The organism is Rhizobium sp. 01T437, assembly GCF_056398505.1.
Map to the genome: position 1 here is coordinate 440,666 of NZ_JBFTPM010000003.1, position 11,429 is coordinate 452,094.

General features: G+C 60.9%; 10 protein-coding genes. 5 read left to right on the forward strand and 5 right to left on the reverse strand.

Annotated elements, in window-relative coordinates; genetic code table 11:
* Positions 1-87: 87 nt before the first annotated feature.
* Positions 88-1,071, reverse strand: a complete 984-nt coding sequence (locus AC1DM5_RS08355) for an ABC transporter permease (protein ID WP_477818765.1) — start codon at positions 1,069-1,071, stop codon at positions 88-90.
* Positions 1,072-1,283: 212 nt separating this feature from the next.
* On the opposite strand from AC1DM5_RS08355, the gene AC1DM5_RS08360 reads away from it, so the two are divergent.
* The 5 genes from AC1DM5_RS08360 (at position 1,284) to AC1DM5_RS08380 (ending at position 7,753) form a co-directional block, all read left to right on the forward strand.
* Positions 1,284-2,093, forward strand: a complete 810-nt coding sequence (locus AC1DM5_RS08360) for a transketolase (RefSeq protein WP_477818766.1) — start codon at positions 1,284-1,286, stop codon at positions 2,091-2,093.
* Positions 2,093-3,049 carry a transketolase family protein gene (locus AC1DM5_RS08365; protein WP_477818767.1) on the forward strand — a complete coding sequence of 319 codons (957 nt, stop codon included), beginning with the start codon at positions 2,093-2,095 and terminating at the stop codon, positions 3,047-3,049. Before AC1DM5_RS08360 ends, AC1DM5_RS08365 begins: the two co-directional genes overlap by 1 nt.
* 64 nt (positions 3,050-3,113) lie before the next feature.
* Complete coding sequence (locus AC1DM5_RS08370; RefSeq protein ID WP_477818768.1) at positions 3,114-4,580, forward strand: FGGY family carbohydrate kinase; 1,467 nt, start codon at positions 3,114-3,116, stop codon at positions 4,578-4,580.
* 21 nt (positions 4,581-4,601) lie between these two features.
* Positions 4,602-5,555 (forward strand): sugar-binding transcriptional regulator, encoded by a 954-nt coding sequence (locus AC1DM5_RS08375; protein WP_310382358.1) that lies wholly within the window; start codon positions 4,602-4,604, stop codon positions 5,553-5,555.
* A gap of 434 nt (positions 5,556-5,989) precedes the next feature.
* Positions 5,990-7,753, forward strand: coding sequence for a peptidoglycan D,D-transpeptidase FtsI family protein (locus AC1DM5_RS08380; RefSeq protein WP_477818769.1), 1,764 nt, complete (start codon positions 5,990-5,992; stop codon positions 7,751-7,753).
* 167 nt (positions 7,754-7,920) lie between these two features.
* On the opposite strand, the gene AC1DM5_RS08385 is transcribed toward AC1DM5_RS08380, so the two are convergent.
* Genes AC1DM5_RS08385 through AC1DM5_RS08400 form a run of 4 tightly spaced genes read right to left on the reverse strand, consistent with a single transcriptional unit; the run spans position 7,921 to position 11,414 of the window.
* Positions 7,921-8,658, reverse strand: coding sequence for an ABC transporter ATP-binding protein (locus AC1DM5_RS08385; RefSeq protein ID WP_477818897.1), 738 nt, complete (start codon positions 8,656-8,658; stop codon positions 7,921-7,923).
* Positions 8,658-9,500 (reverse strand): ABC transporter ATP-binding protein, encoded by an 843-nt coding sequence (locus AC1DM5_RS08390; protein ID WP_477974846.1) that lies wholly within the window; start codon positions 9,498-9,500, stop codon positions 8,658-8,660. Before AC1DM5_RS08390 ends, AC1DM5_RS08385 begins: the two co-directional genes overlap by 1 nt.
* Complete coding sequence (locus AC1DM5_RS08395) at positions 9,487-10,389, reverse strand: ABC transporter permease (protein ID WP_477818771.1); 903 nt, start codon at positions 10,387-10,389, stop codon at positions 9,487-9,489. The genes AC1DM5_RS08390 and AC1DM5_RS08395 overlap by 14 nt, the downstream gene beginning before the upstream one ends.
* Positions 10,386-11,414, reverse strand: coding sequence for an ABC transporter permease (locus AC1DM5_RS08400; protein ID WP_477818772.1), 1,029 nt, complete (start codon positions 11,412-11,414; stop codon positions 10,386-10,388). Before AC1DM5_RS08400 ends, AC1DM5_RS08395 begins: the two co-directional genes overlap by 4 nt.
* Between the last annotated feature and the right edge of the window lie 15 nt (positions 11,415-11,429).

The following is an 11,429-nucleotide window of genomic DNA, read 5'->3' on the forward strand; positions in this document are numbered from 1 at the left end:
GGGTATCCTCCCCCTCGGGCGATAGATCCGCTCCAAACCTCTCGGAGAGGAATTTCTTCAGGCCCGCATCGTCTGCGGGCCGAGTGATCAGACGGCCCGTCGCTTCCGGATCGTTTCCGCGCCGACAGCAAGCACGATGACGACGCCGATGATGACCTGCTGCAGGAAGGGCGAGACGTTGAGAAGGTTGAGGCCATTACGCAGCACGCCGATGATCAGGACGCCGATCAGCGTGCCGCCAATACCGCCTGCGCCTCCCGACAGAGAGGTTCCGCCGATGACGACGGCCGCGATCGTGTCCAGCTCGTAGCCAAAACCGCTGGACGGCTGAACCGAGTCCAGACGGGCAGCAAGAACGATACCGGCAAGACCTGCAAGGACGGCACTCGCCACATAAACAAGAATAGTCACAAGCTGGACGTTGATGCCGGCAAGACGAGCAACTTCGGGATTGCCGCCGACCGCATAGAGCATGCGGCCTTCTGCGCGGAAGTGCAGGAAAACCCAAGCAGCGGCGACGACAGCCAACATCAGGAAGACGGTTGCAGTCAGAATGCCGAAATGGCGGTCAATGGCCAGCATCATGAACCAGTCGGGGAAGCCGACGATCTGCTGGCCGTCGGTGATCATGTTCGCCACGCCGCGCGCAGCCGACATCATCGCCAGTGTCGCGATGAAGGCAGGCACCCTGAACCAGGTGACCATGATGCCGACGATCAGGCCGCTGATCATCGAGGCAATGAGCGCCACTACGATGCCGATGCCGAGCGGCAGGCCGGCGACATTCGCCGTCCAGCCCATCACCATCATCGCGAGAGCCAGGACCGAACCGACTGAAAGGTCGATGCCGCCGATCAGGATCACGAAGGTCATGCCCACTGCCATGATCCCGAGCACGGTGATCTGGTCGAGAATGTTCAGACCATTGCGGACGGAGAGAAATGCATCAGTGCTGAAGGTCAGGAACAGGCAGAGCAAAAGCAGCCCGATGAGCGGGCCGGTTGCCCCCGTGAGCTTGCTTACCCACGTACCGGACGGACGGCTCTGTTCATTCACGTCGATCGCCACCATCGTTCCTCCCTGGGATTAAGGCCGGCGGGCAATATTTCTTCAAGTAAGAATATTTATTCATGTCTGCTGGAAAATTCATTAACAACTTGCTTAGATGCTGTCAACCAGCTTTTCGGCTGAAGGGCGAAGCACAATGACCAATAAGGGGCTTGACTAAGGCCGCTTGTATGCAAAAATATAACTACATGAATATTTATGCACAAGAGGAAACGATGGAGCCTTCCGAACTTGAACGTGTTGCTCGCCAGATACGTCTGCGCGACCTCCAGGCCGTATACGAGGCAGGCGCCGGCCATATTGGTGGCGAGATGTCGGTGATCGATCTCCTCACCGCGCTTTACTTCCGTGTGCTGCGCATCTGGCCTGATCAGCCCAAACATCCCGATCGCGACAGGTTCGTGCTGTCGAAGGGCCATACGGCCTGCGCGCTCTATGTGACGCTCGCCAAGCGGGGCTTCATTCCGGAAGAGGAAATCGCGACTTTCCTGAAGCCGCATTCCCGGCTGAACGGCCACCCGAACTGCAACAAGGTGCCGGGTGTCGAAACCAATACGGGGCCTCTGGGACACGGGCTGCCGGTCGCTGTCGGCATGGCAAAGGCGGCGAAACTCTCGGGCGCTAAATACCACACCTATGTCATCACCGGTGACGGCGAGATGCAGGAAGGCTCCAACTGGGAAGCCATCATGGCAGGATACCAGTTCCGCCTGGACAACCTGACGCTGGTCATCGACCACAATAGGTTCCAACAGGGCGCCTCCCTCTCGGACACCAACGATCTCGCGCCGCTTCGCCCCAAGCTCGAGGCCTTTGGCTGGGAGGTCAGCGAAATCAACGGCAACGACATGCACGCGATCGTGCCCGCTCTCGAGCATCGCAGTGACCGCCCGCATTGCATCGTCGCGCATACCAACAAGGGCCATGGCATCTCGTTCATGCAGGATCGCGTCGACTGGCATCACAAGGTTCCGAGCAAGGAACAGTATGAAACCGCATTGGCAGAACTGTCGGAGGCACTCTAATGAACGCGCCCGTAAACCCACCGAAGCTCTATGATTGCCGCGATGCCTTTGCCGCGACGCTCGAACGGCTGGCGACCGAGAACGAAACCATCGTTGCCGTCTGCAACGACTCGGTCGGCTCCTCCAAGCTCGGCGGCTTCAAGTCGAAATTTCCTGATCGCCTCGTCAATGTCGGCATTGCCGAACAGAACATGGTCGGCGTCGGCGCCGGTCTCGCCAATGGCGGACGCCTGCCCTATGTCTGCGGCGCTTCGCCGTTTCTGACCGGCCGGTCGCTCGAGCAGATCAAGGCCGACATTTCCTACTCCAATGCCAACGTTAAGCTCGTCGGCATTTCCTCGGGCATGGCTTACGGCGAACTTGGCCCAACCCATCATTCGATCGAGGACTTCGCCTGGACTCGCGTGCTGCCGAACCTGCCCGTCATCGCGCCATGCGACCGGATCGAGACTGCCGCCGCCGTAGAATGGGCCGCAAGCTATAATGGTCCCTGCTTCCTGCGCCTGTCGCGCGTCGGCGTTCCGGATTTGCTGCCCGAAGGCCACAAGTTCGAAGTCGGTAAGGCGAACCTGCTGCGCGAAGGCTCCGATGTCACCCTGATTGCCAACGGCACGCTGACCCACCGCATGGTGAGGGCCGCCGAAATCCTGGCAGAGCGCGGCATCAAGGCGCGCGTGCTCAACATGGCAACTGTTCGTCCGATCGACGAGGCCGCCATCATCGCGGCCGCCAACGAGACCGGTGCGATCGTGACGGCGGAAGAACATTCGATCTTCGGCGGCCTCGGTTCCGCCGTCGCCGAAGTGGTCGTCGACAACGCGCCCGTGCCGATGAAGCGTCTTGGCGTTCCCGGCATCTATGCGCCGACGGGTTCGGCCGAATTCCTCCTCGACGAATTCGGCATGGCGCCGACGGCGATCGCCGAAGCGGCAGAGGCGCTGATCAAGCGCAAATAATCTGATAGCAGGTCTATTGAGCCGGGGCGTGCATCCGCCCCGGCCATTGTCTGAGGAGAAGATGATGCGGGCTATTCTGGCAATCGACCAGGGCACCACCAATTCGAAGGCAGTTCTGGTTTCCGAAACAGGAGAGGTGCTTGCCAGAGGCTCGGCCGCCGTCGGCATCTCCTATCCGCAACCGGGCTGGGTCGAGCAGGATCCCCGCCGGATCTTTGCCTCCGTCTGCGAAGCGATCGAGGCCTGCCTGAAAAATGCCTCCGGTGCGACCGTCGAGGCAGTGGCGGTGTCTAACCAGCGCGAATCTGTCACGTTGTGGGATGCTGACACCGGCGAAGCGGTCGGTCCCGTGCTCAGCTGGCAATGCCGCCGTACCGCGCCTGACTGCGAGCGCCTCATCGCCGAAGGTCATCTCGACCGCATACAGGCGCTGACCGGCCTGCCCCTCGACCCGATGTTTCCCGGATCGAAATTCCGCTGGCTGCTCGATCGCGTGCCCGCCGCCCGCCGCGTGCGTCTCGGCACGATCGACAGCTGGTTAATCCATTGCCTGACGGGTGGACGCCGCCATGTCTGCGACGCCTCCAATGCCGCCCGCAGCCAGCTGTTCGACCTCAATGGCCAGGTCTGGAGCGAAGAACTCGGCCAAATTTTCGGCGTCGATATCGCTCTGTTGCCCGAAGTACTCGACAGCTCTGCCGATTTCGGCACGACGCGCGGCCTTCCAGGCATCCCGGACGGCACGCCGATCCGCTCCGCCATCGGCGACAGCCATGCGGCGCTCTTCGGTCACGGCGCCTTCAAGCCCGGCGACGGCAAAGTGACGTTTGGAACCGGCTCCTCCGTCATGACGACATTGCCGTGTTTCATCGCGCCGCAAAACGGCATCACCACGACGGTCGCCTGGCGGATCGCCGGCGTGCCGACCTTCGCATTCGAAGGCAACATCCTCGTTTCGGCCGCAAGCCTTCCCTGGATGGCCGGCATTCTGGGGCTTGCCGATGTGGCCGCCCTCGTCGACCTTGCGGCGACGGCTGAAACTGGGGGACCAGGATTCGTGCCCGCCTTCGTCGGCCTTGGCGCGCCCTATTGGAGCTCCGACGCCCGCGCGCTCTTCGCTCAGATCACCTTTTCCACGACCCGCGCCCAGATGGCCCGCTCGGTGACGGATTCGATCGCCTGCCAGGTGCATGACGTGATCGCCGCAATGCGCGCCCAGAGCGGCGGTAAACTCGGCGCTCTCTATGTCGACGGCGGCCCGAGCCAGAACCGTTTCCTGATGCAATGCGTGTCGAACCTGATCGAGCATGCCGTCATCCAGTGCGAGGCACCGGAGGCTTCCGCTCTCGGTGCCGCCTATCTCGCCGGGCTTTCGCTCGGCCTGTGGAAGGATCTCGATGTGATCGAGGCATTGCCCCGAAGCACCGAAGTGATCCGCCCCGAAGCGATCGACCGCATCGGCCTTCTCAATACATGGAATGATGCGCTGGCCCGCTCGACGTCGCGACCGACACCGGCTAAATGTGAATAATAATTCAAGCTGGTATAGCCCATGTCCCGCCTCAACGAACTCCGCCTGATTTCCAGGGTTGCCCAGATGTACCACATCGAAGGGCGGCGGCAGGCGGAGATCGCACAGCATCTGCGGCTTTCCCAGGCGACGGTCTCGCGAATGCTGAAAAGGGCCGAGGCCGAGGATATCGTTCGCACCAGCGTCATCCCGCCGGTCGGCACCTACAGCGAGCTCGAGGGGGCGCTGCGACAAAAGTTCGACCTTCCCGAAGCAATTGTCGTCGAGTGCAGCGAGGACCGGGACGGCGCCATCATGGCCCGGATCGGTGAAGCCGCAGCCCATCTTCTGGAAATCACACTTTCGCCTGGCGAGATCGTCGGGGTGTCGAGCTGGAGCCAGACCATCTTCAAGATGGTCGAAAACATCCATCCGCAGAAAAGCGCCCAGGTAAAATACGTCGTCCAAACCCTCGGCGGCATGGGCGACCCCTCGGTGCAGACGCATGCAACGCAGCTCACCACGCGCCTTGCTCGCCTCACCGGGGCCGAACCCAAATTGCTCCCCGTACAGGGCGTGACGACTTCGAGGGAAGCCAGGCTCCTGATGCAGTCGGATCCCTTCGTCCGTGAGACCATGGATCTCTTCGGCAGCATCACGCTCGCCATCGTCGGCATCGGCGCGGTTGAGCCGTCCGAATTGCTTGCCCGTTCCGGCAACATCTTTTCGTCGCGGGAACTCGCCGATCTCGCCGAGGCCGGCGCCGTCGGTGACATTTCACTGCGTTTCTTCGACAAGGATGGCAAACCGGTGAAAACGCCGCTAGATGACCGGGTCATAGGCCTTCCACTCGAGGACCTTGCGCGGGTGGATCGGGTCATCGCGTTGGCTGGCGGCGCGAAGAAGACGGCAGCGATCTCAGGAGCCCTTCGCGTTGGCGTCATCGACATGCTGGTAACGGATAAGTTTACCGCTCAACGATTGATCGACGTGTAGGAACTCGCCAGCGAACCAACTGGTCCCGAGAACGGCGCGGAAAATATTGACGTCATGACGTTTCGCCGTGAGGGGCTGCGGTTTGTTCGGGAGTGGCAGCCGTTGGTACAATGGTGACCAATCCGCGCCTCTATCGCTCGTTTCAGGCGATCTGGAGTTTATCGCATGCCGCAGAGGCCGGCGTCCTTCATCACCCCGACGATGCGGCTGATATTGCTGGCCGCCATCTGGATCTCCAGACAACGCTCCGCGGATGGCTTGACGTGGCGTCGAGCACGGTGCCCGGTGGCACTTCTAGAAGCGACGGTTAACAAATTCTTAGATTATTCGACGCAAATCTCGTCACCAGTTGCCCCAGGAGAAACAGGCCTGAAAACGCGCCGCGTTTTCGGAGGTGCTTCTTCGATTTCCGCCGCCTGTTCTGGATTAGCGCAATGAGTATCATCTCGCGAATTTTAAAGATCAAGAGCCGTTCCCACATCCTCGTCGAACGTCAGAGGATCGGCATTCATGACAAGATCCCGGGCACGAGAAAGAAGCGGAGCGGCCAGGCAAGGCGGCGCCTGGGAATCTTGATCGCCGGCTTCGTATTCGGCTTCCTACTGATCGGAGGTCGCCTCCTCCAGTATGGGCTGGCTGAGCCGTTTGCCGCCAGCTCGCTTGGCAATCCCAACAGCGTCGCCTCCCGGCCCGACATCATCGATCGCAACGGCCAGCTCCTGGCTACCGACCTGAACATGGTCTCCCTCTATGCAGACCCCCGTCGCATCGTCGACGCCGACGAAGTGGTGGAGAAACTCGCAGCCGTCATCCCGAGCCTCGATTGGAGGGAGACCCACAAGAAACTCAAGATGGACAGCGGCTTCCAGTGGTTGCGGCGCCAACTCACGCCGAGGCAGCAAGCTGACATCCTGGCCCTTGGCCTTCCCGGCATAGGCTTCAGACCGGAAAAACGTCGCTTCTATCCCGGCGGGCGCGCCGCGTCGCATGTTCTCGGCCACGTCAATGTCGACAATCAAGGACTGGCCGGCATGGAGCGGTATCTCGACCAGCAGGGCCTGGCCGATCTGAGGGCTGTGGGACTGACGTCCGGGGTTCCACTTGAGCCCGTCAGGCTGTCGATCGACATTCGCGTCCAGAACATCGCCCGAGAGGTCGCAGCCAAGGCGATGAACGCCTATCAGGCAGAAGCCGCCGGCGCACTCGTTCTCGACGTCGAGACGGGCGAGGTCCTGGCTATGGCCTCGGTGCCGGACTACGACCCTAACGAGCCGTCGCGCACATTGGCGGACGGCAGACCGGACAAGGACTACGAGAAAGGCTGGTTCAACCGGATCAGCAATGCGACATTCGAAATGGGCTCGACCTTCAAGAGCTTCACCCTGGCAATGGGCCTCGACGCGGAAAAGATCACTCTAAACTCCGTCGTCGATGCATCCCGCCCGATCCGCATGGGCGGCTTCACGATTAAGGACTTCAAAGGCAAGCACAGGCCACTGTCGATCCCGGAAGTCTTTCAGTATTCGTCGAACATCGGCACTGCCGCCGTCGCGGATATGGTCGGCATTGAAGGTCATCAACAGTTCCTGACCAAGCTCGGCCTTCTCTCCAAGATGGAGACGGAGATGCCGGGTGTCGCAACGCCGACACAGCCACGCACCTGGAAGAAGATCAACTCTGTCACGATCTCCTTCGGCCACGGCGTCGCGACGACCCCGCTGCAAACAGCGTCTGCGGCTGCATCTCTCATCAATGGCGGCAATCTCATTTCGCCGACCTTCCTACCACGGTCGCCGGAACAGGTCGCAACACTGTCGCGAAACGTCATCAAGCAAAGCACGAGCGCGGATATGCGCTACCTCTTCACCTGGAACGGGCTTAAGGGCTCCGGCCGCGGCGCCCAGGTCGAGGGCTTCAACGTCGGCGGCAAGACCGGCACTGCCGATAAGGTCGTCAATGGACGCTATGCTAGCGACCTGAATTTCAACGCCTTCGTCGCGGCCTTTCCGATGGATAAGCCGAAATACATGGTTCTCTCGATTATCGATGCCCCGAAAACCGGCGAGCATGGCGGGCGAACTGCAGCGTCGACCGCTGCTCCGATGGTGAAGGAAATCATTGGTCGAGCAGCCCCGCTGCTCGGCGTCCAGCCTCGCTTCGGTTCGAATGATGTTCCCTATTCACTGATCGGTTACTGAGTTATCCGCCAGGATCTGCGAGGCGCGCCGCACGTCGCTGCAACAGCGATCAGCCTCGGTCGATCTATGCGCCCGAAGCCCAGGATTGATTTCTGGCCGGTCGGCATCATGCCGAGGCGCGCGAGACGCCCCAGCGCCCATGGTCGGGTCGTCGCAAAATAGAAGCATCAGATGAAAGTCGCTTCGAATAGCTCACGCGCATATTCGTCGTGCGTTTTTCCATCCTGCAAATCCCGTTTCGAGAGTTCGTCGACGAACCGGCCATCCTTCATGATCAGCACGCGATCGCACATATGGGCAATCACTGCCAGATCGTGACTGACAAGCACGTAGGTCAGCCCCATCTCGTCGCGCTGGTCCGCCAGCAGGTTCAGGATTTCCGCCTGTATCGACACATCGAGCGCCGAAGTCGGCTCGTCGAGAAGCAGGATCGGCGGGGAGAGAATCAGCGCTCGTGCGATTGCGACGCGCTGGCGCTGGCCGCCGGAAAGTTCGTGAGGGAAACGGTTTGCAAATGCGGACGGCAGGCCGACCTGGCGCAGAGAACGCTCAACGCTTTGCCAGATCTCTTGTCTGCCCATGGCCCGCAAAGGCTCGGCAAGTGCCGTGCCGATCCGGTGGCGCGGATGCAGCGAGCCATAAGGATCCTGAAACACCATTTGAGCGCATTTGAGGTCGTCGAGACTTCTCGACTTGCCGACGGTGCGACCGGCGAGCGCGATTTCGCCCGACCAGCCTTTTTCCATGCCTGACAGGCATCGCAAGACAGTAGACTTGCCGCAGCCGGACTCGCCGACGATGCCCAGCGTTTCCCCACGAGCGACGCTGAAGCTGATATCCTTGACGACATGGTTTTGCCCTTTGCCGGACGAGAATGTGACGTTGAGGTCGCGGACGTCGATCATCATGCTCTCTCCAGGTCGATCTTCGAGCGATCGAGGACCGCAAGCCGCCGGACGGGATGTCGTGGATCCGGCATCGCGGCGATCAGCCCCTTCGTATAGGGATGGCTTGCATCTTCCAGCCGCGTCAGCGTCTCGACGATGCGTCCAGAATACATGACGATGATCCGCTCACAGAAGGCGGAGACCATCCGGATATCGTGACTGATCAGCAGCAGGCCGGAATCGTTCTCCCGGACCAGTTCGTCCAGAAGCGTCAACACATCCTTGCGTACGCTGACATCGAGCGCCGAGGTCGGTTCGTCGGCGATGACGAGCTTCGGCTTGGCAAGCAGCATCATTGCAATCATGACACGCTGGCCCATGCCACCGGATATCTGATGTGGATACTGCGCCATCACGCGCTCCGCGTCCCTGATGCGAACACGCTCGAGCATTGCTTTGGCGGCAGCGGTCGCCGCTGCGCCACGCAGATTGAGATGCAGCCGAGCCGCTTCGGCGATCTGCTTGCCGACGGTGAGCACCGGATTGAGCGAATAGCGGGGGTCCTGCATGATAAGCGCAATATCCTTGCCGCGTATCTTTCCCATCTGCCTCTCGGACAGCAATAGAAGCGGACTGCCATCGAGTTCGAGACGCCTTGCCGAGACGGTGGCGCCTGCCGACAGAAGGCGCATGATCGCGCGACCGGTCGTCGATTTTCCAGAGCCGGACTCGCCGACGATGCCGACGCGCTCGCGCCCGACTTCGAAACTGACATGGGAAACGGCAGGCACTGCGTTCCTGCCGAAGCTGACATTGAGGTCTTCAATGGAGAGAACTGGCTTCATATCAGGACCTTGCATGACGGGGATCCAGAATGTCTCGAAGCGCGTCGCCTGCGACGTTGAAGGCGAGGCTGGTGACGAGAATGGCAACACCCGGCATCACCGCAACCCACCAATAGTCGAGCATGAACTTGCGCCCGCTCGATATCATCGCGCCCCATTCGGGCGCCGGCGGCTGCGCACCCAATCCGAGGAAGCCGAGTGAGGCAGCTGTCAGAATGATGCCTGCCATGTTCAGGGTCAGGCGCACGATCACCGACGGAATGCACATGGGGGCGATGTAGACGAACAGGATGCGCAGGGGCGAGGCGCCATAGAGGCGGGCCGCAGCAACATAGTCGGCATTCCTTACGACCAGCGCCTCGGCGCGCGCCAGACGCGCGATAGGTGGCCATGCTGTGAGTGAAATGGCGATGATCGCCGTCGTCAGCCCGGCCCCGAGTGCTGCAGCAAATGCCAGCGCCAGGATCAGCGAGGGAAAGGACAGGACGATATCCGTCGCCCGCATCAAGAGCGCGTCCGTGCGACCTCCGAAGAAGCCGGCGACGACACCGATCAGCAGACCGATCGGGCCAACGATCAGGGAGATTGAAAGGACGGTCTGGACGGTGATCCGCGTTCCGTAGATCAGGCGGCTCAGAATATCCCGGCCGAACTCGTCGGTGCCTGCCCAATGCGCGGCACTTGGCGGCTGCAGCGCGTCGGACAGGACCTGGATGTTGGGATCATAGGGCGCGAGCAAAGGCGCAAGGATCGCGACGACGCAGAGGACAGCCAGGATAACAAAACCTGCCATGCCGAGCGGTTCCTGCCCCAGCCTTGAGACGATCCGCATCGTCGAGCCAGAGATCCGTGCAGGCAGGCTCGGTGGGCGCACAGTGAGGTCGGTTTGGATTGCATCGCTCATTGCGCAGCCTCCCGTGTCCGCGGATCGAATATCGCATAGGCGATGTCCGCCAGGAAATTGAGGAACATGAAGATAAAGCCGATGATGATGGTGGCGGCAACGACGGCATTCATGTCGCCGATCATCAGTGCGTTCGTCATATATTGACCGATACCCGGCCAGGAAAAGACGATTTCCGTCACGACGGCGCCTTCCAGGAGGCCGCCATAGGAAATAGCCAGGATGGTGATCAACTGGACGGCGATATTCGGCAGGACGTGACCGATGACGGTACGGGCCGGGCCGACACCCTTTGCACGCGCGGCAATCACATAATCCTGGCTCAATTGCTCAAGAGTGAAGCTGCGGGTCATGCGGGTGATATAGGCCATGGCGGCATAGGCCAGGATGACAGCCGGCAGGATGATGTGACCAGTCGCATTCCAGAAGATCTCCGTCTCTCCCTGCAGCAGGCTGTCGACAAGCAGCAGTCCCGTTTGCGGTGTCACCATGCCCTCGTAGAAGACATCGACACGCCCGGGACCTCCAACCCAGTTCAGTCCAGCATAGAAGATCACCAGACCGACGATCCCGAACCAGAAGACCGGGATCGAATGACCGACGAGCGCCACGATCCGGGCGATCTTGTCGATAAACGTGTCTCGAAAGAGTGCTGCCATCAGCCCAAGCGGAACGCCGACGAAGGTCGAGATCAGGATCGCCAGGGTGGCGAGTTCGAAGGTCGCGGGGAATGCCTGGGCAAGATCCGAAGAGACCGGATTGCCTGTCAGCACCGCCGTTCCGAAATCGCCATGCGCGAGACCATTCAGGTAGATCAGGAACTGCTGGTAGATCGGCAGGTCCAGACCAAGTTTCTGGCGCATGGCGGCATAGGCGGTTGGGTCTGCCAGCTCGCCGACGATCGCTCCGACCGGATCGGCGGGAAGAATACGGCCGATCACGAAAGTAACGCACAGCAGGATGAACAGGCTGACGGCCAGGTGTGCTACCCGGCGCGCCAGTTCCTTGACGGAGAGTTCCTTCATGATCGGCGACCTTGC

What these genes read in the sequence shown, in the direction of transcription:
- AC1DM5_RS08355 (WP_477818765.1), bottom strand. Translation starts at nt 1,071, where the DNA reads ATGGTGGCGATCGACGTGAATGAACAGAGCCGTCCGTCCGGTACGTGG.
- AC1DM5_RS08360 (WP_477818766.1), top strand. Translation starts at nt 1,284, where the DNA reads ATGGAGCCTTCCGAACTTGAACGTGTTGCTCGCCAGATACGTCTGCGC.
- AC1DM5_RS08370 (WP_477818768.1), top strand. Translation starts at nt 3,114, where the DNA reads ATGCGGGCTATTCTGGCAATCGACCAGGGCACCACCAATTCGAAGGCA.
- AC1DM5_RS08380 (WP_477818769.1), top strand. Translation starts at nt 5,990, where the DNA reads ATGAGTATCATCTCGCGAATTTTAAAGATCAAGAGCCGTTCCCACATC.
- AC1DM5_RS08390 (WP_477974846.1), bottom strand. Translation starts at nt 9,500, where the DNA reads ATGCAAGGTCCTGATATGAAGCCAGTTCTCTCCATTGAAGACCTCAAT.
- AC1DM5_RS08385 (WP_477818897.1), bottom strand. Translation starts at nt 8,658, where the DNA reads ATGATCGACGTCCGCGACCTCAACGTCACATTCTCGTCCGGCAAAGGG.
- AC1DM5_RS08365 (WP_477818767.1), top strand. Translation starts at nt 2,093, where the DNA reads ATGAACGCGCCCGTAAACCCACCGAAGCTCTATGATTGCCGCGATGCC.
- AC1DM5_RS08395 (WP_477818771.1), bottom strand. Translation starts at nt 10,389, where the DNA reads ATGAGCGATGCAATCCAAACCGACCTCACTGTGCGCCCACCGAGCCTG.
- AC1DM5_RS08375 (WP_310382358.1), top strand. Translation starts at nt 4,602, where the DNA reads ATGTCCCGCCTCAACGAACTCCGCCTGATTTCCAGGGTTGCCCAGATG.
- AC1DM5_RS08400 (WP_477818772.1), bottom strand. Translation starts at nt 11,414, where the DNA reads ATGAAGGAACTCTCCGTCAAGGAACTGGCGCGCCGGGTAGCACACCTG.